General features: G+C 39.4%; 22 protein-coding genes. 3 read left to right on the forward strand and 19 right to left on the reverse strand.

The window, feature by feature from the left end; all coding sequences use genetic code 11:
* Nucleotides 1–22: 22 nt before the first annotated feature.
* The 14 genes from ACN6NE_RS25355 to ACN6NE_RS25420 all read right to left on the reverse strand — a co-directional run bounded on the left by ACN6NE_RS25355 (nt 23) and on the right by ACN6NE_RS25420 (nt 15,262).
* Nucleotides 23–1,342 (reverse strand): (Fe-S)-binding protein, encoded by a 1,320-nt coding sequence (locus tag ACN6NE_RS25355; RefSeq protein WP_474328046.1) that lies wholly within the window; start codon nt 1,340–1,342, stop codon nt 23–25.
* Nucleotides 1,339–2,751 (reverse strand): glycolate oxidase subunit GlcD, encoded by a 1,413-nt coding sequence (glcD, locus tag ACN6NE_RS25360; protein ID WP_129709982.1) that lies wholly within the window; start codon nt 2,749–2,751, stop codon nt 1,339–1,341. The genes ACN6NE_RS25355 and glcD overlap by 4 nt, the downstream gene beginning before the upstream one ends.
* Before the next feature lie 128 nt (nt 2,752–2,879).
* A complete protein-coding gene (locus ACN6NE_RS25365; RefSeq protein ID WP_129709983.1) occupies nt 2,880–3,992 on the reverse strand; it encodes a CdaR family transcriptional regulator in 1,113 nt (370 codons plus the stop codon).
* Nucleotides 3,993–4,062: 70 nt separating this feature from the next.
* Nucleotides 4,063–4,635, reverse strand: a complete 573-nt coding sequence (locus ACN6NE_RS25370; protein WP_013057347.1) for a DJ-1/PfpI family protein — start codon at nt 4,633–4,635, stop codon at nt 4,063–4,065.
* Nucleotides 4,636–4,754: 119 nt separating this feature from the next.
* On the reverse strand, nt 4,755–5,081 hold the full coding sequence (locus tag ACN6NE_RS25375; protein ID WP_474328049.1) for an IDEAL domain-containing protein: 327 nt from the start codon (nt 5,079–5,081) through the stop codon (nt 4,755–4,757).
* A 361-nt stretch (nt 5,082–5,442) separates the two neighbouring features.
* Complete coding sequence (locus tag ACN6NE_RS25380; protein WP_013083445.1) at nt 5,443–6,876, reverse strand: GntP family permease; 1,434 nt, start codon at nt 6,874–6,876, stop codon at nt 5,443–5,445.
* 45 nt (nt 6,877–6,921) lie between these two features.
* A complete protein-coding gene (locus ACN6NE_RS25385; RefSeq protein WP_474328051.1) occupies nt 6,922–8,112 on the reverse strand; it encodes an iron-containing alcohol dehydrogenase in 1,191 nt (396 codons plus the stop codon).
* A 245-nt stretch (nt 8,113–8,357) separates the two neighbouring features.
* Nucleotides 8,358–9,506: an ABC transporter permease gene (locus ACN6NE_RS25390; protein WP_474328053.1), complete on the reverse strand. Its 1,149-nt coding sequence runs from the start codon at nt 9,504–9,506 to the stop codon at nt 8,358–8,360.
* A gap of 1 nt (nt 9,507) precedes the next feature.
* Complete coding sequence (locus ACN6NE_RS25395) at nt 9,508–10,614, reverse strand: ABC transporter permease (protein ID WP_474328055.1); 1,107 nt, start codon at nt 10,612–10,614, stop codon at nt 9,508–9,510.
* Between the two features lie 19 nt (nt 10,615–10,633).
* Nucleotides 10,634–11,572: an ABC transporter ATP-binding protein gene (locus ACN6NE_RS25400; RefSeq protein WP_029322178.1), complete on the reverse strand. Its 939-nt coding sequence runs from the start codon at nt 11,570–11,572 to the stop codon at nt 10,634–10,636.
* Nucleotides 11,573–11,673: 101 nt separating this feature from the next.
* A complete protein-coding gene (locus tag ACN6NE_RS25405; protein WP_474328057.1) occupies nt 11,674–12,795 on the reverse strand; it encodes a sensor histidine kinase in 1,122 nt (373 codons plus the stop codon).
* 4 nt (nt 12,796–12,799) lie between these two features.
* Nucleotides 12,800–13,438 (reverse strand): response regulator, encoded by a 639-nt coding sequence (locus ACN6NE_RS25410; protein WP_474328507.1) that lies wholly within the window; start codon nt 13,436–13,438, stop codon nt 12,800–12,802.
* A gap of 166 nt (nt 13,439–13,604) precedes the next feature.
* Entirely contained in the window at nt 13,605–14,840 is a 1,236-nt protein-coding gene (locus tag ACN6NE_RS25415; RefSeq protein ID WP_474328059.1) for an allantoate amidohydrolase, read from the reverse strand.
* Nucleotides 14,841–15,139: 299 nt separating this feature from the next.
* On the reverse strand, nt 15,140–15,262 hold the full coding sequence (locus tag ACN6NE_RS25420) for a hypothetical protein (protein WP_013057357.1): 123 nt from the start codon (nt 15,260–15,262) through the stop codon (nt 15,140–15,142).
* A 292-nt stretch (nt 15,263–15,554) separates the two neighbouring features.
* Between ACN6NE_RS25420 and ACN6NE_RS25425 the strand changes: the two genes are divergently transcribed.
* Together ACN6NE_RS25425 and ACN6NE_RS25430 are read left to right on the forward strand one after the other, a co-directional pair.
* Nucleotides 15,555–16,091, forward strand: coding sequence for an IseA DL-endopeptidase inhibitor family protein (locus tag ACN6NE_RS25425; RefSeq protein WP_014459798.1), 537 nt, complete (start codon nt 15,555–15,557; stop codon nt 16,089–16,091).
* 154 nt (nt 16,092–16,245) lie between these two features.
* Nucleotides 16,246–17,832: an MptA/MptB family glycosyltransferase gene (locus tag ACN6NE_RS25430; protein WP_474328061.1), complete on the forward strand. Its 1,587-nt coding sequence runs from the start codon at nt 16,246–16,248 to the stop codon at nt 17,830–17,832.
* Between the two features lie 40 nt (nt 17,833–17,872).
* Here ACN6NE_RS25430 and ACN6NE_RS25435 read toward each other — a convergent pair whose 3' ends face one another.
* Complete coding sequence (locus tag ACN6NE_RS25435) at nt 17,873–18,286, reverse strand: GNAT family N-acetyltransferase (RefSeq protein WP_129709995.1); 414 nt, start codon at nt 18,284–18,286, stop codon at nt 17,873–17,875.
* A 132-nt stretch (nt 18,287–18,418) separates the two neighbouring features.
* The gene (locus ACN6NE_RS25440; RefSeq protein WP_129709997.1) at nt 18,419–18,616 is read right to left on the reverse strand and encodes a hypothetical protein; all 198 of its coding nucleotides are present in this window, start codon (nt 18,614–18,616) and stop codon (nt 18,419–18,421) included.
* A 44-nt stretch (nt 18,617–18,660) separates the two neighbouring features.
* Between ACN6NE_RS25440 and ACN6NE_RS25445 the strand changes: the two genes are divergently transcribed.
* Nucleotides 18,661–19,623 (forward strand): aminoglycoside phosphotransferase family protein, encoded by a 963-nt coding sequence (locus ACN6NE_RS25445; RefSeq protein WP_474328063.1) that lies wholly within the window; start codon nt 18,661–18,663, stop codon nt 19,621–19,623.
* A gap of 17 nt (nt 19,624–19,640) precedes the next feature.
* On the opposite strand, the gene ACN6NE_RS25450 is transcribed toward ACN6NE_RS25445, so the two are convergent.
* The 3 genes from ACN6NE_RS25450 to uptA form a co-directional block, all read right to left on the reverse strand.
* Nucleotides 19,641–20,636, reverse strand: a complete 996-nt coding sequence (locus ACN6NE_RS25450) for an LLM class flavin-dependent oxidoreductase (RefSeq protein WP_474328065.1) — start codon at nt 20,634–20,636, stop codon at nt 19,641–19,643.
* Between the two features lie 14 nt (nt 20,637–20,650).
* Complete coding sequence (locus ACN6NE_RS25455; protein ID WP_129710001.1) at nt 20,651–20,935, reverse strand: DUF3219 family protein; 285 nt, start codon at nt 20,933–20,935, stop codon at nt 20,651–20,653.
* Nucleotides 20,936–21,069: 134 nt separating this feature from the next.
* Nucleotides 21,070–21,663: an undecaprenyl phosphate transporter UptA gene (gene uptA / locus ACN6NE_RS25460; protein WP_014459791.1), complete on the reverse strand. Its 594-nt coding sequence runs from the start codon at nt 21,661–21,663 to the stop codon at nt 21,070–21,072.
* Nucleotides 21,664–21,749: the final 86 nt, after the last annotated feature.

Here is a 21,749-nt window from a genome sequence, read left to right on the forward strand (position 1 = left end):
AGGCCGGACACGTCCGGCCTTTTTATTTGCTTTCTAGTGCTTCAAGAAGTAAATCTGCAAGATGAACGGCCCTTACACTTTCTTCTACTCCTTCTCTGACTACGCCTAGCTTCATTTGAATGAGACAGCCCGGGTTTGCTGTTACAATCGTATGTGCATGGGCTTCTTTCACTTTTTCCATTTTATAATCTAAAATTTGCATAGACATCTCTTGTTCCGTTAAGTTATAAATACCGGCTGAGCCGCAGCAATGATCCGCATTTTCCATTTCATTAAATATCGTTCCGTTAATCGCTTGGATCAGTTTTCTCGGTGCGCTGGACGTTTTCATCACGTTTCTTAAATGACACGAGTCTTGATACGTAATAACTTGACTTGGAAGCGATAACTTTTGTTTTTCCACAAACTGCTGCTGTAATAAAATCTCTGAAAAATCTTTGACTTTGGCAGAAAAAGCCGCTGCTCTTTCTTTCCATTCCGGTTCCTCTTTTAATAAATGATCGTATTCCACTAACAGCGCACCGCAGCCTCCTGCATTAAGAACAATATCATCCGCTTGCATGGATTCAAACGCCATAATATTTTGCTTCGCTAACTTCTTTGCCTGATCTTTTTCTCCTCCGTGCGCATGCAGCGCGCCACAGCACGTCTGCACCTCTGGTATGACGACCTTACACCCCGCTTTTTGTAAAAGTGCAATCGTGGCGTTGTTTGTTTCCATAAACATCGTATCCATTAAACACCCTGTAAAAAAAGCAACCGTACGCTCTCTTGTTCCTTCTGCTTCAAATAAAAAAGGACGTTTCTTCATTTCTTTTTTTGTTAGTACAGGCGGAAGCGTTTTTTCCATTTGCGATAGATTACCAGGAAGGACGTTTAGTATGTTTGTTTTTTGAACAGCTTTTTGCAAGCCGCTTCTTTGATAGAAAGCAAGCAGGGAATGTACATTTTTTAATCGTTCTTTATACGGAAAAAGCTGTTCAAACACCATATGCCTGAGCGCTTTTACCGGCCATTTATGTCGTTTTTTCTGCTGAATAATATCACGTGCTTCTTCTAATAAATGTCCGTACTTCACACCCGAAGGACAAACAGGCTCACACGCTCGGCAGCCAAGGCAAAGATTCAATTGCTTTTCAACGGATTCATCAGGTTCAATAAGTCCGTCTACCACTCCTTTCATCAAAGCAATTCTTCCGCGCGGTGACGCTGCTTCATATTGATTCGTTTGTCCATACGTCGGACAGCTTGGCAAACAAAAGCCGCATCTCATACAATTCATTAACTCGTCATAATCTAAGCGTTCCTTGAACGCTTGCTGAATGTCTTTTGTTGCCGTCATGAACGAACCACCACTCTTTTTCTCGTGTCTTTAGCAAAAATTTTCCCTGGATTCATAATTCCTTGCGGGTCCAAAGCATACTTAATTGCTTTCATCGCAGCTACTCCTTCTCCGCCCATCTTCAATGCCAAATACGGTGCTTTCATTTCTCCGACTCCGTGTTCACCTGTAATCGTTCCTCCAAGCTCAATGGCTTTATGAAAAATCGCTTCAAAAGCTTGTTCGACGCGGTGAAGCTCTTCTTCGTCACGCGCATCTGTTAAACAAGTCGGATGCAGATTTCCGTCTCCCGCATGACCAAACGTACAGATCTTAACGTTATATGTTACAGCAATTTCATTAATCGCTTTGACCATTTCACTAATTTTAGACCGCGGGACGGTTGCATCTTCTAAAATCGTCGTTGGCTTCATCCGTGCTAAAGCAGAAAGGGCTGATCTTCTTGCTGTACTTAACGCTTCTGCTTCTGCTTGCGAAGCCGCTACCTTTACCGATACAGCGTTTCCTTCGCTGCAGATGCGTGAGATCATTTCAATATCGCGATTCACTACTTCTGGAGGACCGTCTTGTTCAATCAATAAGATAGCGTTTACATCTGTTGGGAGACCAACTTGCGCAAAATCTTCTACTACCTCGCACGTCGGCTGATCTAAAAATTCAAGCGTGGCTGGAATAATTTTATGTGCAATAATAGCTGAAACGGTCTTAGCGGCTGCGTCCATGTCTTCAAACAGCGCGAGCAGAGTTTGTTTTGTTTCAGGTATTGGAATGAGCTTTAAAATTGCTTCTGTCACAACGCCAAGCGTTCCTTCAGAACCGACAAACAAGTTCGTTAAATCGTATCCAGCTACATCTTTAGCCAGCTTGCCTCCCGTCTTAATGCAGTCGCCGTTTGCAAGAACTACTTCAAGACCAAGAACGTAATCTTTTGTTACGCCGTATTTTAAGCCTCGTAATCCTCCTGAGCATTCATTGATGTTTCCTCCGATGGTTGATATTTTCATAGAGCTTGGATCAGGAGGGTAAAATAAACCTTTTGCCTCCACAGCATTAATTAAATCTAGTGTGATAACACCTGGCTGCACGGTAGCGGTTAAATTTTCTTCATCAATTTCCAAAATTTTATTCATTCGGTTAAAGGTAAGAACAATTCCGCCTTGCGTTGGACACGTTCCTGCGCTTAGATTTGTACCTGAACCTCTTGGCACAATAGGAACATGATCTTCGTTGCATATCGTTAAAATTCTTTTCACTTGATCTTTGTTTTCAGGCATAATAACCGCATCAGGAAGCGACTGAAAGTTAGGTGTTGCATCGTAAGAGTACACGAGTCTTGCTTCACTGCTATCTTGAAAGTTGGCTGATCCTACAACTTCAATGAGCTTTTCTTTTGTTCGTTCATTAAGCATAACGTTCCTCCCTATATATCTCTTAATCTTATTATAGTTGCAGAAGCCACGAGGGACTATGGATAAAAAACTAAAAAAGAGCGCTTTAAAAACTCATTTTTTGTATGTTTATCTAACGAAGGGCGCACTTACTCTAATAGAGACAGTGCAAGGTAAAAAAGCGTGATACCCTTTACGCTTTTTGGATCAATGGCTGTTAGTTCTTTCATTTGCTTCAAGCGGTAATGAAGCGTATTAATATGAATATGTAAATCAAACGCCGTTTTTTTTAACGATTGATCGTTGGCTAAATAGGATTTCAGCGTTTCGAGAAGCTCTTTTTCTTTTTGAATGGAAGAAAGCACTCGACTCAAGAATTCCTTTTTTACAGGTTCAGAAACGTCTTCTAAAATCATGTCCATCAGCAGCTCCTCATAAAAAACAACGGTTTGACGTTTTGAAGCCACTTTAAGCGCTTTTTTTGCTTCTTCATATGAAGGATGCAAATCAAATTGCTCCGCTGACTTTCCTACGCCAATAGTGATCATAACTTGATTATTTGCTTGAATGTACTGCTGACATTTTTTTAATTCTTCTTTAAATCCTTGCCTTGCCTTTTCATCTACAGCCTCTTTCAGTAAAAGCAAGCGATCGTATCCCCAATTTGCGATATAATCTCCTTCACCTTTATGACTTTCAAACCAGTAGCGAATTGTTTCTTGTACCTGCTGCTGCTTCTTTTTCGAAAGAGATGAGTCAATTTGAAACAGCGTGCAGCAATAAGGACTGTCTACTTGTACTCCTAAAATATGACCTCGTTCAATAAATTCTGCATCTACCTGCTGGCTATAAATCCATTCACGAAAAAAAGCTTCTACTCCTTTATTTTCCCATTCCTTTGTTTCTATGTAGTATGCTTCGCGAATAATTAACTCTGTTAATCTTCGAATAATATCTGCAAAAGGCTCAACGGCTTCTGGAGTACCTGTAATGCCAATAACCCCAATAATCTCTCCTTGATAACTGATAGGCAAGTTAATACCAGGCTTAACTCCTTTTAAATCCGCTGCTTCTTTTTTGGATATATATAATTTTTGCTTTCTTTGCATCACGTTCCACGCGCCTTCGTGAAAAAAACCAACCCGTTTTTCTTCTGTTGACGCAATAATAATTCCACTTGGATCTGTTACAATTACATGTTCTTTCATCACCAGCTGCACTTCTTTTATAATTTTCTTCGAAAGTTCAGACACAAGCTGCACGTTGTTTACACCTCACCTATCATCATTTAAAAGAGCTGAAAGAATTCTTTTCTCTCAGCCCGCTTTTTTATTATGCGTTCACTTTTTCAGCTTTTTTTAGCACGTTAAAAAATTCTTTCATAAATTTAGGTAAATCTGGCCAAGCTTGTCCGGTTACTAAGTTTCTGTCTACATGAAGCGTCTGTTCAACAAATACTGCACCCGCCGCTTCTACTTCCGGACGGCAAGCAGGATACGCTGTCACTTCTCTGTCTTGCAGATACTCTCTAACCGTTGTTAACACGAGCTGACCATGACAAATAACGCCTAAAGGTTTGTTTTCTTTTAAAAAATGAGCGGCAATTTCCTGAACTTTTGTGTTCATTCGAATATATTCAGGCGCTCGTCCTCCAGGAATAATAAGTCCGTCAAAATCAGCGGGATCCACTTCATCTACAGAAGCGTGAGAATCAATTTTATATCCCGTTTTTTCTGTGAATGTTTCCATTTCTGGAAGAAAATCATGAACAACCGTTTGAAGCTTCTTTTTCACTGGAGAAGCAATGGTACACTGAATATCTTCTTCTAAACAGCGATAATACGGATAAAAAACTTCTAAAGCCTCCACGGCATCTCCTGTTAAAATCAAGACACGTTTACTCATCTTTTATCACCTTTTCTTTTAATGTAGTCATTTACTTCTTCTCGCAAGCTGCTTTCCATTCCTGCTTTTCCCCCTAGGAATAATAAAAAAAGCAGGGCCTTCATTCCTTATTAGGAATGTCAGCCTTGCTTTTTATCTTGTAATCTTTTTAATTCAGCTGTTAATTCAATAAACCAAGCTTCGTCTTTCGTTAGCAGCGCGAGATCAATTAATGAAAGAATTTGCTCTTCGTGCGCCGTTTTTTGAAGGGGCAGCTTCTCTATTTTTTCATCCATCATGCCAATGGTTGTTCCCACCATTTTTTCATCATCACTTTTCACAACATTGATTAGTGCAGCTTTTTTAGATGGATTAATCGTTTTAATATATCCGTATATAAGTTCACCGTCGCGAGACTTTCCTTTGACCCAGTCGCCTACTTTTAAATTTTCTTCAAATAGCTTCACAGTCATTCTCCTTTCTTCATAAACACGCTAAAAGTTAATGTAACGGCATATAGTATTCTAGAAAGTAGTGTAATCATAATACTTACAGTTTAGAAAGTCAAAGAATCTGTTTTATAGCCAAAAGCTTGATATACAGCTAAATCACTGCAACCTATAGACGAACAAAGGAAATAAGATTCCTTGTGAAACCGCTGTTGATTTCCGTGCAAGGCTCCGCTTTCCGCGGGAGTCTTCGCCTTGCCCTCCAATCAACCGCTAAAAGCACCTATATACATGAAATCTATGTTCACCACACCAATAAAAAAATCCGAACGATTCATCGTTCGGATCTTTCTTCAACTAAACTCAGCCTCTTTATTTGTTATACGAGGCCAGTTAAGCTGTAGATTCCAATGATTAAGAAACATGCAAGCGTTTTTATAACAGTGATCGCAAAAATATCTCGGTAAGACTGTTTGTGTGTTAACCCGGTAATAGCAAGCAGGGTAATAACGGCTCCGTTATGAGGAAGCGTATCCATACCGCCTGATGCCATCGCTACAACTCTGTGCATAACTTCAGGAGGAATGTTGTACTGATTAATAGCTTCTACATACTTATCTCCCATCGCACTAAGCGCAATTCCCATACCTCCAGAAGCAGAGCCTGTAATACCGGCTAAAATGTTTGTCGTAACGGCTCCATTGACAAGCGGATTTGTAAAGGTATGTGAAATACCATCACGAACGGTTGCAAAGCCAGGAAGAGATGAAATAACGCCTCCAAAGCCATACTCAGCTCCCGTGTTCATCGCAGCAAGAAGCGCTCCGCCAATACTTGCGTTCAGACCAGCTTGGAAACCGGTGGTCACTCTCTTCCAGTCATACGCAATCGTTGTGATAATTCCAATAACAAGTGCCAATTCCACTGACCAAATACCAACAACTGCGGTTAAATCTACTTTTCCGAACGCTTCAAGGCCAATTTTGGCAAAATCAAAACCGTCTGGGTACCACTTTGGAATAGAAACAGTAAAAAATTTGTTTGCAACCCCTACAAGCACGAGCGGAACAAATGCAAGAATTTGTCTTGCTACGCTAGGTTCATATTTAGGTTCTGTAGAAGGTACAGACTCTTTTTCTAGCTCTGCAGCAGCCGCTAGTTCATTATTAAATCCGTAGTAGCCTTCTCCAGCTTTTCTTGCTTTTTTGCTTCGGCTTTCTAAATACCAAAGACCTAAGCTAAAGACAATCACCGATCCGATAATCCCCAGTGTCGGAGCAGCATAGATGTCTGTTTTAAAAAAAGTTGTTGGAATAACGTTTTGAATTTGCGGTGTACCCGGAAGTGCATCCATGGTAAACGAAATAGCTCCTAATGCAATCGTTCCCGGTACTAATCGTTTTGGAATATTCGCTTCGCGGAATAAGTTAGCCGCAAACGGATAAACTGCAAACGCAACAACGAATAAACTTACGCCGCTGTAGGTTAAGATTGCTCCCATTAAAACAATAGCCAAGATGGCGCGTTTAGCCCCTACTACTTTAACAATTGTTTTCGCAATCGATTCAGCGACTCCAGACATTTCTACCATCTTCCCGAAGACTGCTCCTAATAGAAAGACAGGGAAGTAGTTTTTAATAAATCCAACCATTTTCTCCATAAAAACGTTTGAGAAAAACGGGAGTGCATAGCTTGGTTCCGTTAAAATAACGGCTAGCAGCGCACAAAGTGGAGCAAACAAAATAACTGAAAACCCGCGGTAAGCAACCAGCATCAAAAGCCCCAGAGACAGCAAAATAATCAGCAAATCCATAACGTTTCCCCTTTCATCCCTCATTCAATTTGTCTTAAATTTACCTTATTTTTTATAAAGTGCAGACTCAAACTCATATTCATAGCACGTGTAATACAGCTGGATAATTTCTTCTGCCGTCGGTACAACTGGATGGTTAGCAGGACTTCCGCTTTGAATCGCATCCGCTGCCATTTTCTCAACCGCCGCGTAAAATAGCTGACGATCAATGCCCCACGCTTGAAGATTAGGAATCTCTAAGTCGATACAAAGCTGCTTGATGGCTTCAATTAACACATCTGCTCCTTCTTTTTTTGTATATGATACGTTCGGAAAAAGAGCTTGTCCTATTTCACCTAAACGATCGATTGAAGCCTCTTTTGTATAGTCCAAAACCGCAGGCAGGAGCATCGCATTAGAAATACCGTGGGGAACATGGAATAACGCGCCAATAGGTCTTGACATACCGTGCACTAGAGCAACAGATGAATTTGAAAACGCCATTCCCGCCAGCATAGAAGCATAGGCCATTTCGTTTCTTGCTCGAACATTTTCTCCATTTCTGTACACAAGACGAATATTTTTCATGATTAACTCAATTGCTTGAAGCGCAAGTGAATCTGTAAAAGGATGTGCTTTTTTAGACAAATACGCTTCTACTGCATGACTGAGTGCATCAATTCCTGTAGCTGCCGTTACGTGTTTCGGACATGATAGAGTTAATAACGGATCAACAATGGCTGTATCAGGCAATAATTGAGGCCTTGCGAGCATCATTTTTACATCGTACGCCGTGTCTGTAATAACCGTCGCTTTAGTCACTTCTGAGCCTGTTCCAGCAGTCGTAGGCACGGCAACCAAAGGAAGAGGACTATCTTGAAAATCTTGTTGGTTTTGAAAATACGTTCGTAGATGCCCTTCATTTGTCATCATAATGGCAACCGCTTTTCCAGTATCGATACAGCTGCCTCCCCCTAAGGCAATAACCACATCGCAATGCTGCGTTTTACATATAGCAAGCGCTTCATCTAGATGAATATCTGTCGGCTCTGAATTTACGCCTGTATACACGGCACAGTCCATGCCAGCCTCGGCTAAGTAACGACGGCAAGTTTCTACATTGCCTGCTTTCACCATAACGTCATCACTTATAAGCAACGCCTTTGTCCCAAGCAGTGCAGCCTGTTCTCCAATTTTAGAAAATGATCCTTCTCCATATAAAACCGTGCGTGGTACAAGTAGTTCATAAATTCCCACTGTTTATCCCCCTTTGTTATCTCGCTGACAATCTCTCCTTCCGTATTTTCATGCTGACTTATGTAAGCGATTTCATTTATTTGTGCAAAAAACCAACATGAACTTCGTTTTTCTCCCCTATTTATTCTCTTTTTGTATACCCCTTTCCTCTTTCATTCTAAAATTTCATCTTATATTTTTCAATCTTTTTTTGTAACTTTTTAAAAATTACAAAAAAAGCCAGAGGTATTCTCTGACTTTACCATTTAAATAAACTTTTGAACAGTATTATTTCGATTTAATTTATAAATAGACAGCAGGAAAAAAACGAGTGCAAAAGCTAGTAAAATGCTGATATTTAGCCATAGGCTGCTTAAATCAGCTCCTTGTTGAACACTTTTTAGCGTACTTAATACCCACGTTTGAGGAAGGAAGTCGGCTATTTTCTGCATCACATCCGGCATAAATTCAGACGGGAAAAAGCAGCCGGACAGTAAACAAGTTGGCGTGATGATAAGCGTTTGAAGACCGTTTGCCGCTTTTGAACTTTCTGTAAAAGCGATAATTACAAGAGACAAGCCGATGGCTACTAGACCAAACAAAACTAAAATAAAAAACAGCTGCCATACGGGAATGTTCATATCTACGTGAAAAAGAGTCGTAATACAAACAAGTGTAATCATTACTTGCAGAGTTAATAAAATCATATTTGTAATGACATTGGATATCACGTATTGTCTTGCGCTAACTGGCGAAGCTAACAGTCTAAAATACGTTCGCTGCTCTTTTTCTTTTGTAATAAGAGCAGATAAATTCACCGCAGAAAAAAGCATAAACATAATTAAATACCCAATTGTCTGCTTGACAATGTTTTGATCGGTTCCTTTGTCTTCAAGGGCATGCGTAGAGACGTGGAATGGCGCTTTTTGATAATTCTCATACATTTGTTTAAACGCAGCATCGTCGCCTTCAGCAGCTTGATTCAGCGCAGAAACATTATCAATATATTGATACAAATAAGACTTAATAAAGCTCGTTACTTCTGCTCCTTTTATTGAAGTAATCGTAATATGATCTGGTTTGTTCGCTTTGACGCTGTCAGAAAACCCTTTTTCAAAGGCAATAACCGCATCAACTTTCTTTGACGTAATCTCATGATCCGCTTCTTTGTCCGTGAGCATTTTAACATTTGTTTTATGCAGCCCTTTTAAAAACTGAACGGTATCTTTTGTAATATCCGTTGAGTCGTGATTGACAACTCCGATATTTACCGAAGTCCCTCCTGCATTTCCATAAATAAGAACGGACATTAAAACCCCTGCAATAGGCAAACCAATAACAAGCACAAGCGTCCTTTTGTTTCTAAGCAGCATATTTCTTAGCATATTTGTGACAAGCCATATGATATTTTTCATGTTATAACCCCTCTCTTTTTCTCAAAAGCACAATTGCTATGCCCAAGAATAAAATAGAGAAGCCTACGTTCAACCCAATAACTGAAAGAGAAGCGCCGATATCATTTGTATAAATCAATTTAATAAGTCCATTATTCATCCAGGTTAAAGGTGATACATTGACGAAGCCCTCTCCAGATCCATTTTGAAAATAGGTTCCTCCCACAATACACGACACTTGAATAACAACCATAATAATTGCTCTTGACGCCGCTTCTGTTTTCGTAAGGTAGCTAACTCCTAATCCAAAGCTAATGGCAAAAAGAATCTGTGATACTAACATTACGAGTACTAAGAGTAAATGATCTCCCCAGTTGGCATCAAAAAAATATTTAGTCGACATAATGACGACTAACACACAAATGGCGTGAACCAAAACAGTACCTAAAATTTTCCCGACAAAAATTTCAGCAGTTTTAATCGGCGCGGCTACTAATCGACTAGCTGTATTTCGCATACGCTCTCCTCTAATTAAATAACTCGCTGAGATAGATCCGTACAAAACAATCATAGTTGTCATTGAAATGGCGTAGTAGTCTATTGAATTTGGCTGTTTTTGAGAATGAAGAGATGTTTCTTGAATATAGTCATGCTTAGACGCACGGAGCAGATTATCCACTTGCTGAGGGTTTACTTTGGCCACTTCCATAGCCACATTGTACTTATCAACAAAGGTGCTTAACATACCTTGGACCACGTTGAATTCAATGCTGTTTTCTTCATTTCCGTAGAGATGAATGCCTTGGTCTTTCACTTCTACATAAGCTGTATAGCGCTGCTCTTTTATTTCTTTTTTTCCATCCTGATTTTTTTTCAGCGCTTTAAAATGAATGCCCGATTTTTCTGCATGGGCAGCAAACTGCTTAAAAGCAGCAGATTCTTCATTACTTGTGTCGATTTTATAGAGAACATAACTGTCGTCTATCTTCATGTCGTTATTAAAGGCTTGAGACAAAGCTGTTCCTAAAATAAGGACAAGAGCTAGCGGAAAGAGAATCATAAAGATAAATGCACGCTTATCCCGCAGATCACTTTTCATTTCTTTCAAAGCAATTGCAATAATATTCATTTCTCATTCCTCCTTTCTTTTATAAATCTCTCAGACTGCGCCCAGTGAGTGTTAGGAAGACCGTCTCTAAATTTGGGGCTTGTTCTTTAACTGCTTTAATTTCGATATGATGCGTCATTAAATAATGAATGACTTTGTTCAAGTTATTCACTTCTGCGCTTGAATTAATTTTAATGATTCCATCTTCATACGTAACGGCTGTTACGCCTGGAATTTCTTTTAGACCGCTGCAATCTATATCATCCGCTGCCTTTACTTCAATCCAAATATCTTTTGTATCGGTGATAATAGCTTTCAGCTGCTCTTTTGTTCCTTCAGCAATAATTTTGCCGTGATCAATAATCGCAATCTTTGTACATACCTCTTCTACTTCTTCCATATAGTGACTCGTATAAATGATTGTGCTTCCCATTTCATTTAGCTTTTTTACAGATGTTAGAATATAATTTCGCGACTGAGGATCAATGCCAACCGTCGGTTCATCCATAATGATAAGCTTTGGGCGATGAGCAATTGCGCATGCGATATTTAACCTTCTTTTCATTCCTCCTGAAAAGCTTTTCGGATACGCCTTTTGTTTATCTAAAAGCCCTACAAACGCTAAAGCTTCTTCGACTCGTTCGTTAAGAAGTGATCCTCTTAATCCGTAGAGACCTGCAAAAAACTTCACATTTTCATAGGCTGTCAAATCTTCATAAATCGCTAAGTCCTGCGGAACAATTCCAATGTTCATCTTTGCGAAATTTCGGTGTTTCTTTATATTTTTCCCAAGTACTTCAATATCGCCGCTGTTGCTTTGAAGCAGACTAGCCACCATGTGAATCGTTGTGCTTTTTCCTGCTCCGTTTGTTCCTAAAAAGCCGAATATATCTCCTTCTTCTACTTGTAAAGACAAATTATCTACCGCAATAAAATCTCCAAATTTCTTTGTTAATTTTTGAATTGATAATACGTTCATCATTTCACCTCTAGTGTGTTGGTATATCCTTATTTTATGAAAAAAAGGCAAACTTACGTCAGTGCATAAGTTCACCTTTTTCACATGAGAAATCTCATTATTTATGTATGAAGTTTCTCACCTATCGGCAGCAGTGTGGTAACAGAAAATCCGTTTGCCCCGTCAACAATGATCGTACCGTTAATGGAAGCAGCTCGCTCTTCCATTCCTGCTATGCCAAGACCTTTTTGAAACAAGTGAGCCCCTTTTCCATTGTCTTTGATTTTTACTTTAACCATTTTATTTAGTACATGAAGCTCAATGGCAATGATCGTTGCTTCTGCATATTTTAAGGCATTTGTAATAGCTTCCGTTATATTTTCATGGATAATTTTCCACTGAAGAGGGGTGATAAGATCCAAATTCCCTTTGTATACAAGAGGCATTGCGATACTATGTTTGGCCTCAAATTCACCAATAAATAACTTGAGCCTGCTGATTCCTATTTGCTCAGCGGGAGGCTTTATACTTTTTAACGTTAACCTGATTTCTTCAATGCCTTCTTTCGAAATCGTAATCGCATTTTGAAGAAGAGACAGCGCTTTTTCTTCATCTTGCTTCATTACATGCTTTGCTGCCTCCATTTGAATAAGCGCTCCTGTCATTGAATGACCAATCTTATCATGAATTTCCTGCGATAATCGATTTCGCTCTTCTAATTTTGAAGCATATTGAGACTGTCTCACATACTCTTTATTTTCATTCACGTGCTTTTGCAGCTTTTGCATACTTACTCTCATTTCATCAAGCTTTTGTTCATAATTGATTGTCCGCTTTTGATAGAGAGCTACTCCTGTATAAATAAAGAAAGTAAACGCAGCGACCAACACATACAGCGCGCTAATATCAGAGGGAACAAGCAGCATTGGAAGCAAAACAATCAGCAGCACCATCCATTTTTTTGCGACTGATTCTCCAACAAGCTCACAAAGGTTTAGCGGCAAAAGAAGAAAAAACAAAGGATGAAGTTTATACGCACAATATAGAATAAGGACAATTGAAATAACAATAAACATGCGCTTGAACGCGCTCTTTTTCACAATGGACGCTGCAATATTAACACAGCTGTAAAGAAGCAGTGCTAACACAATAGCTGAAATCGAGTGTACGTAATTAAACTGAATGTACGTAATAGCCAAAAACAGTATAAGGATGAGCTTAGTCATCATTAATCCGACTTCCATAGCCCTACTTCCCTTTACCGGTTAAATAATAAATAGCAATTTGAGTGCGATGCTCAAGTCCCGTTTTACTTAAAATCGAACTAATATAGTTTGCTACGGTACCTTCTGAAATAAAAAGCGTTTTAGAAATTTCTTTATTCGAAAGCCCCTTGGCAATCAGCGTCATAATGCTCGTTTCACGCTCTGTAAACTGTGTCATATCCGCTTTTGACTCACGTTCAGTTGCAGCATTTAAACTTGATTTAATCTTATCAAGCACAACATCTTGCAGCACCGTATGCCCGTTGAAGACACTTTTGATTGCGTCGCGAATGCGCTCTGGTTCTGTATTTTTTAACAAGTAGCCTTTAGCTCCGTTTTTTACAGCATCAATAATATATTCGTCGTCATCAAACGTAGTTAAAATAAGCAGCTTTGCTTTGGTTGATTCCGAAATAAGCTTTGTAGCTTCCACACCGTCCATAACGGGCATTCTTACATCTAACAATGCAATATCAACAGAATGATTTTTGCAATATTGAACGGCTTCCTGACCATCTTTTAAAGTAGCCACGACGTCGAATTCCTCGTATGTATTTAATATAATTTTCATTCCTTCTCGAATAAACGAATTATCATCTGCAATAATAATAGTAATTTTCATTTCTGCAAGTGAGAACATCTCACTTTTTTTCACATCCTTTTTTCACATCCATCCGCATGCTTCTCATTTATTGTAGCCATAATAAACCAAAAGTTCAATGCGATAGTTCGCAGTCTTTCTAAGCACTAAAAAAGAGCAAACCTCCGCAGGTTTACTCTTTTGTCCATTACTTCTGAGCTAACTTAATCACCGTCTCTAAAAGTACATTTACACCTTTTTCGCATTCTTCCCAAGGAGTGAACTCTTCCTCACAATGACTTTTTCCGTTTACGCTCGGAATAAAAATCATAGCCGTCGGAATATAGCTAGCTAAAAACTGTGCGTCATGTCCAGCTCCGCTTACCATTCGCTTGTAGGAATACCCAAGCGAACGAACCGATTCTTCCACTTCATCGCAAACCGTTTTATCAAACCACACGGTATCACGTCCCCAAAGCTTGGTCACCCGCACTTCGCAGCCTTCTAACAGCTCCGCTTGATCAGGCAGTGACTGAATGATCTTTTCCACAGATGCAATGACGTCTTCATCCTTATGTCTCGCTTCAAGCGAAAAAATAACTTTATTTGGAATAACGGTATGAATATTAGGCAGTACGTTCATACGACCCATTGTATAGACTAAATTTGAATCTAATCTGCCGAGCACATGACGAGCTTCAGCAATTAAATTATTAGTTGTAAAAAGAGCATCTTTCCGCATATCCATCGGCGTCGTCCCGGCGTGATCTGACTCCCCGGTAACTTCAATTTCATAGCATACCATTCCGAGCACGCACTCGACTACACCGATTGATTTGGCTTCTCTTTCTAAAATAGGCCCTTGCTCAATATGTAATTCTACAAATGCCGATGCTTCAGTAAGACGGCTACTCGTATCGCCTTCATATCCGCATGATTGAAGGGCTTGCTTAAACGTCACGCCGTCAACATCTGTCTTCTTCATCATAACGTCTTTTTGAAATTTGCCCGATAAAATACCTGAAGCCATCATAGAAGGCTCAAAACGCGCTCCTTCTTCATTCGTAAAGTTAACAATGGTAATCGGCACCTTCGGCTTAATATTATGTTCAACCAGCGTTCTTACTAACTCTAACCCTGCAACTACACCAAGTATTCCGTCAAACCTTCCGCCTTTTTTCACGCTGTCCATGTGTGAGCCAATCACAACAGGCGGCTTATCTTCTAGTCCTTCAAGCGTGGCGTAAATACATCCAAGGTCATCGATTTTAATATCCATTCCAAGATCCCGGCAGCATGAGCAAAAATAATCTCGTGCTAGGCGATCTTCTTCTGACAGCGCTAGGCGGGTTACACCGTTATTAGGTGTTCGTCCATAATCGGCAAATCGTTCAAGCGTATTTTTTAACCTTTCTCCATTCACTGCTACTTTTTGTCGTTGCAACTCAACCACTCTCCTCATTATTTGGTTATAAAGTGCGTCTAAGATGCTGTGTTAATGAATATCATTCATTATGACATAAAATAGGCGATATCACTTGAAGTCTGTTAGAACCCCTTCCATTATTTTTATAATGAAAGTGCGCAGTTTGCCTTATGTATCTATTAGCTCCAAAACGTAAATTTCCTGCTTTTTTCTATGAATAATGCACGCGTTATTTATGCATTTTTATTATAAAAATAGCGATAGGTTTTTTTCAAAAAAAAGAGAATTAGTTATTATACTAACTCTCCTCTACATACTTACTTTTTATTTGCTTTCTTCGCAATCGCAATCATTGTAGCCAAAACACCGACTGTAATAATCACAATAGCAATTACAGCAGTGGTAATAATAATTCCTGATGTTACTTCTGAAACACCCATTAGTCTACGTTCTCCTTTTGTGCCTGACCTATTTACCTACATCAGCATACTGGTCGGTTTATTCCTATTATATACGAACTTGTAAAGCGACGAAATATGTGACACATAATTGACATACTGTTTATATGTTTTCTTTTAATTCTACGTTTTATTTAAGAAAATACGGGAATAATTCAAACATATATAAGAAATACTCTTTATTTCTTTAAAGAAGTATTGTAATATAAATGTAACAATTGTAATATTAACAGCATGAATGTTACATATATTTCAATGAATGAGTAGGAGGGAAATGGAAATGAAAAAATTCGGAATAATCTTAGCATCACTTGCTCTTTTCTTTTCACTAAGCACAGGAGTTACAGCTCAAGCAGCATCACAAAATCTATCAACAACTAATGCGGTAAAAATTGCAGCAAACGCAAGCAACCATTTCTGGAATGCACTTCATGGATCTAAAGGTAATTTATGTACTCAAAAAACATTTAATTATAAAGGCACTCAGTACTCATATCTTTGTCAAGATTTTAATACAAAAAGCAAACTAGTAAGCTACTTATCTGAAACTTTTACAAACAGTGCTATTCAAAAAGGATTAACAAATTATCGCTACATCACATATAACGGAAAGCTTGCTCGTCCTGTCGGTGACGGATTCAGCATGCTAGAGTGGAACAAAGCAAAAGCAAAACTAACTTATCAACGTGCCGATGTCCGCTCTTATCAATTTACGGTTCCAACAGTTGACGGAGGAAGTGTAAAACGCACCGTTACATTTTATAAATCTGGTTCACAGTGGAAAGTAAATAAGTTTGATGCTGTACTATAAGCAATATAAAAAACAAGGTCTTCTAAGGCCTTGTTTTTTTATGTTCTCTCTTCCGATCTTTATTAAAGAAGTTTCACTTTATTTTCACCAACTCCCCTTATAGTATGGAGACACACTACTACTTATTCGATACATTGTCATCGGAGGATTTTATATGAACATACTACAAAAAAGAACGGCTTTTATCGTAATGGCTGCTTTTCTTTTAGCATTTGTTTTCAGTATCGTTTCACTATCACACTATAAAGGAGAAGAACATTTATTTTCGATTCAAGAAAGTCATCAGTTAAAAAAGATTACTAATGGTATATCTGCTCCTGATAATAATTCGAGGGATCATCGTCTTCCTTCAGGAAACGGTTCCGCTTCACCCAGCAATTCCGGAGAACACGTAACGCCTTTTCATAATCTATCTATGGATAACGGTGCCGGAAGTCAAGGAGCTAATAAAGACTATGAAACGCCGCTCGCTCTTTATACGGTGGGCTTTTTTATAGCAGCAGCTTTCGTTTACGGATTATTAAAGAAAAAGAAATGGCAGCATTCGATAGGGCATTCTCGCGTTATTTTATGGTCATTACTTGGCACTGGACTATTTATCCGGATTGCGCTGATTCCGTGGGTAGGCTCTCATATGGATGCATCTCTTTTCAAAAACTGGGCATCGGTTGCGGCCAATCATTTTTCAAATTTCTACGCTAAAAGCGGAAGCGATTATCCGCCGTTTTATATTTATATCTTGTTTATCGTTGGGAAAGTTGGCAGTTTACCGGATTTTCAGCAGTATTTTTCTCTGTTGATTAAAATCCCGCCTATTTTAGCAGATGTCGTCACATCTTATTTACTCTATCGTTTAGCTCGTAAATACTTGGCACCTTCTTTTGCATATCTGTTAGTAATTGGGTATTTATTTAATCCGGCCATTTTAGTTAATTCAACGTTTTGGGGACAAGTCGATTCATTTTTCACTTTGCTTATTGTCCTAGCGATTGTAATGATTACGGAAAAAAGAATTTACGCGTCAGCCGTTATTTTTACAGCAGCGGTCTTAATGAAGCCGCAGGCGATTATTATCCTGCCCATTTTGTTTTTCGAGCTCCTTCGCCTGAAGCAAGTGAAGCATTTCTTCGGCATTGCTTTAACGGCTGCTTTCACTGCTGCGGTGATTTTATTGCCTTTTTCAATTGGAAAAAGTCCAACGTGGATTATTGATTTATTTTCATCAACCATTGGAGAATACCCGTATGCCTCTGTTAACGCCTACAACTTTTATAGTTTAATAGGCGCAAACTATAAAGACAGCTCTGCAACGCTGCTGTTTTTCAGCTATCATACGTGGGGACTTATTTTTATCGTCGCGACAACTATTTTTTCATGGCTTATTTATATAAAAGGGCGCAGCTTTAAATACGCCGCTCTTGCAGCGCTTATTCAAATTTCCGGGGTATTTACGTTTTCTTCAAGCATGCATGAACGCTACTTATTTCCAGCAGCAGCGCTTGCTTTGCTCGCTTATATTTATCTAAAAGACAAAAACTTGCTTTACTTATCCCTTGGATTTAGCATCAGTATTTTTATGAACACTTTTTTTGTTTTATACGGTGACAGCAACATGCAAAACAGCACGTCATACCCGTTTTCTATGTTTGCTACGTCTATGCTAAACGTTTTGCTTGTTGTTTATTTAGTAAAAGTTGCTTGGAATTTAGTCCAAAAAAGTACGGTTTTAAAAACGGCATAATACAAAAAGCTCAGTGAGTATGATTGATCACTGAGCTTTTTTACATAACAAGCGACATGCCTGGCGCGTCTTCTTCTCTTTCTTGAAACCCTAATTTTTTATAAAAATGATGCTTTCCTTTTGCTGCAAACAGCTGAATCGATTCAATTCCGCTTTCTTGGCATTTCGTCAACAGCTCTTGAATAATTTGCTTTCCAAGCCCTTTGTTTTGGTATGAGGGATCCACCATCACATCGCAAATAAGGGCTTGGTAAATTCCGTCTGAAATCATACGGCCGAATGCAATTAATCGTTCATTGTCATAAATACCGACTCTAAACCAGCTGTTGGCTGCAGCTTCAAACAGCTGTTCTTTTGTATAATTGCCTTTTTTACTTTTATGTAATCCGCTCGCTTCATGCAAAGCAGCAAACTGCTCAAATGGCGGAACCTCTTTTTTTATTACGTAGGACACGTTCATTCTCCTCTCAATACCGTTGCTTCTTATATTATATTTATACATCAAAAAGAATAATAATTCAACATTTTTATCTAGTTATCCTGTTACCCTTTCTCCAAATAAAAAAACTGCCAAACGGCAGTTTTTTTAGACCTGTACTGATTTTTTTCGTTTTTTAAGATCAATTCCTGCAATAACAAGCAAAATGACTCCAAGAGCAATGATGATTTTACTCACTGTTTCTAGCCACTCCGGTGCGCTTCCAGCGAGTAAAATGGCAAATCCAATGATATAAAGAGGAAACCCCACGAGAGCCCAAGGCGATTTTACCTTCGCTTTCTTCATATGTACAATCACCTCTTTCTTTACAGATTGTATGTAGGCTGTATATGATGAGTTTATCAGAAAAAATTGGAAACGACAAAGGAGACGAACGCATGCATACGCTGCCTCAAACATTTTGTGATACGATTACTCACCTTCACCCTCATAAAGGCAAAAAGTGGCTCGCTGATTTCCCTCAGCTGCTTAGCTACTGCGAACAGCGCTGGTGTATCACCATTCACAGTCACTTTCCCCTTTCTTACCACTTTGTTGCTCCTGCTCGTAAAGCAGATGGAAGCGAACTAGTTGTCAAACTTTTTGTAGAGCCTTCAGAGCTGCTTCATGAGCAAGAAGCACTGACAGCACTAGCTGGTGAGAACACGGTAAAAATAGTGGACAGTGATGCTGAAAAAGGCATTTTACTGCTCGAAAAGCTGTCTCCCGGATGTCCGCTTTCCTCTTTATCCACTAAAGACGAAGCTGCGTTAATCGCTGCTAGGCTCATGAAATCTCTATGGCGCATGCCTCACTCAGACTCCACTATCGACACAGCGGTTAAAAGAGAGAAACAGCTTCAAGAGTATACACAAATGTATCTAAACGGTATTGATTTTCTTTCTTCTGAAACGCTTCAACACGCACTAGCCGTTTTCTCTGAATTAAACCGCACTTCTCCGCAGCTTTTTCTGCTTCATAGCGACTTGCATCATGATAACATCTTACAGTCTGGTGAAGCGTGGAAAATAATTGATCCAAAAGGGTTAATTGGAGAAAAAGAGTACGAAATCATCCCTTTTCTTTTAAATCATCTGCCTAAGACAAACGTGACAGAGACAATTGACCATCGAATTAATATATTTGTACAAGAACTGAACGTAAGTAAAAAACGCATCTTACTGTGGGGATACGCTCATTCTGTACTAGCAATGTGCTGGTTAATAGAAGACCGCCAAGACGCCGCTTCTTTTTCACGTGCTATAGAAGCATTTCAGCACTTATATGAACGCTATTACGGATACAAAAAATAAGAGCCTAATCAAGGCTCTTATTTTTTACATTTCTTTGCTACAAGCTCATACGATTTTAATCGGTCAGCCGGATCGTGCGTAATGGTCACAAGCATGAGTTCATCCGCTCCGTAGCGTGCTTGAACTTCTTGAAGACGCTCATGTACTTCTTCTGGATTTCCGATAATCATGGCTTCTTTCATTTTCTTGATTTTTTTCTTTTCTTCTTCTGTAAGCAGATAGCTAGCCGCTTCTTTAATAGAAGGCACGCCTTTTGCTTCCATTTTATCCTGCTGAATTTTCCATACGAGTGAGCTCGTTGCGATGCGGTGCGCTTGCTCGGTTGTTTCAGCGCAAATGACCGATACAGTGACAATCGCATAGGGCTGATCTCCGCTCCGTCTTGGCTGAAATGCCTGTTTGTACTGATCAATAATAGCTGAACCGTCTTGTTCACTCATAAACTGTCCAAACGTATAGGCCATTCCGTTTCTAGCGGCGAGCTCGGCACTTTTTTTACTTGTGCCAAGCAGCCACGGTTCTGGAGAGACAGGCGGCAGTGGCGAAGCTGAAAGCTTTGCGTATTCATGTTCAGCCGGAAACTTATCGTCTAAAAACTGAAGGAGCTCTTCAACAAGTTCAGGCATTTTAAATACTTGCTGTAAAAAATTATCCGACAGCGCATTTGTTGCTTCAGCCGATCCACCCGGTGCGCGCCCAATTCCTAAATCAATGCGCCCTGGAAACAAGGTTGCCAGCATGTTATACGTTTCCGCTACTTTATACGGCTTGTAGTGAGGCAGCAGCACCGCTCCCGACCCAATTCGAATCGTATTAGTCTGTGCGCCGATATAGCCAAGCATCACTTCAGGAGCCGGACAGGCAAGTCCAGACAAATCATGATGCTCTGCTATCCAGTAGCGCTCATAGCCAAGCTTGTCACCAGCCTTAGCCAGCTGCATTGATGCTTCTAACGCTTCTGCTGGGGTCTGATGGGATGAAACGGGCGATTGGTCGAGTATACTTACTTTCATCACGCATCTGCTCCTTATTCGTTCACTTCAATTAAACTTAATGAAAAATCCCCTACCTGTCCTTTTTCATATAAATTTGTAAAAGACGTGGAGTACTGATGAATCGTTCCTTGGAAATCCAGATCTTCTTCCGGGACATTTACATGAAAGGTGCCTTTATATAACAGTGTAGTAATATCATGATATTCCTCACTTGTTACTTTAAAATCAACTGAAATTTTTGTTTTGCCTTTTACAATTTCTTGTTCATAGCTGTAAATTTGAATAGGTATATCATTTAATACAATTTCTTGTACCACGTTAAATCGTCTCCTTTTTTAGTGCGTATGAAAAATAATAGCACTTGAAGAAGTCATGAGCAAATAAAAGAGCTTCTGGTTGCGCATGCAAAAAAAGCATGGCTTTCTGCCATGCTTTCAGTCCAAAAATGATCTTATACGCGCTTTGTACGCGTGCGTTTGAATACGAAATAAAGAACAATAATAACAAATGCCGCAACCACAAACGGAAGCGTATATTTGCTTGCTACGTCTTCAATGTTCGCCCAGTTCTCGCCTAGCTTTCCGCCTAAGTAAATAAATAAAATCGACCAAGGAATCATCGCTAACACGGTTAAAGACGTAAACTTCCAAAACGGCATTTTAGCAATACCTGCAGGAATCGAAATTGCATGTCGAACAACCGGGACAAAACGAGCGGAGAAAACAACACCCGCGCCGTATTTATTAAACCAGTTTTCCGCAAGATCAATATGCTTATCATGAATAAATAAGTACTTGCCGTATTTTTGAAGAAACGGACGTCCTCCGTAGGCTCCAATCCAATATAAAAACCACTGTGCAATCGTTCCGCCAATAATTCCGGCAATGACTGCTCCAGGAAAACTAATCATACCTTGAGAAATCATATACCCTCCGTAAGCTAGTACAATTTCACTTGGAATGATTTCAATCATTAAGCCGAGCGCAATACCTAAATAGCCAAGGCTCGTTAAAAAATCCAAAATACTCGTAATAAATGAACTCACCTTTAATCACCTTACTCATTCTTTAATAATTTTACACTACTACTATATTCCAACCATCAGTATAAAAGGAAACTATGAACTCATTA

It is taken from the genome of Priestia sp. 53B2, assembly GCF_056099005.1.

Bases quoted from the DNA above. Each gene is read 5' to 3' on its own strand.
- ACN6NE_RS25355 (WP_474328046.1), bottom strand. From the start codon at position 1,342: ATGACGGCAACAAAAGACATTCAGCAAGCGTTCAAGGAACGCTTAGAT.
- glcD (WP_129709982.1), bottom strand. From the start codon at position 2,751: ATGCTTAATGAACGAACAAAAGAAAAGCTCATTGAAGTTGTAGGATCA.
- ACN6NE_RS25370 (WP_013057347.1), bottom strand. From the start codon at position 4,635: ATGAGTAAACGTGTCTTGATTTTAACAGGAGATGCCGTGGAGGCTTTA.
- ACN6NE_RS25380 (WP_013083445.1), bottom strand. From the start codon at position 6,876: ATGGATTTGCTGATTATTTTGCTGTCTCTGGGGCTTTTGATGCTGGTT.
- ACN6NE_RS25390 (WP_474328053.1), bottom strand. From the start codon at position 9,506: ATGAAAAATATCATATGGCTTGTCACAAATATGCTAAGAAATATGCTG.
- ACN6NE_RS25395 (WP_474328055.1), bottom strand. From the start codon at position 10,614: ATGAATATTATTGCAATTGCTTTGAAAGAAATGAAAAGTGATCTGCGG.
- ACN6NE_RS25400 (WP_029322178.1), bottom strand. From the start codon at position 11,572: ATGAACGTATTATCAATTCAAAAATTAACAAAGAAATTTGGAGATTTT.
- ACN6NE_RS25405 (WP_474328057.1), bottom strand. From the start codon at position 12,795: ATGGAAGTCGGATTAATGATGACTAAGCTCATCCTTATACTGTTTTTG.
- ACN6NE_RS25410 (WP_474328507.1), bottom strand. From the start codon at position 13,438: ATGAAAATTACTATTATTATTGCAGATGATAATTCGTTTATTCGAGAA.
- ACN6NE_RS25420 (WP_013057357.1), bottom strand. From the start codon at position 15,262: ATGGGTGTTTCAGAAGTAACATCAGGAATTATTATTACCACTGCTGTA.
- ACN6NE_RS25425 (WP_014459798.1), top strand. From the start codon at position 15,555: ATGGAAATGAAAAAATTCGGAATAATCTTAGCATCACTTGCTCTTTTC.
- ACN6NE_RS25430 (WP_474328061.1), top strand. From the start codon at position 16,246: ATGAACATACTACAAAAAAGAACGGCTTTTATCGTAATGGCTGCTTTT.
- ACN6NE_RS25440 (WP_129709997.1), bottom strand. From the start codon at position 18,616: ATGAAGAAAGCGAAGGTAAAATCGCCTTGGGCTCTCGTGGGGTTTCCT.
- ACN6NE_RS25445 (WP_474328063.1), top strand. From the start codon at position 18,661: ATGATGAGTTTATCAGAAAAAATTGGAAACGACAAAGGAGACGAACGC.
- ACN6NE_RS25450 (WP_474328065.1), bottom strand. From the start codon at position 20,636: ATGAAAGTAAGTATACTCGACCAATCGCCCGTTTCATCCCATCAGACC.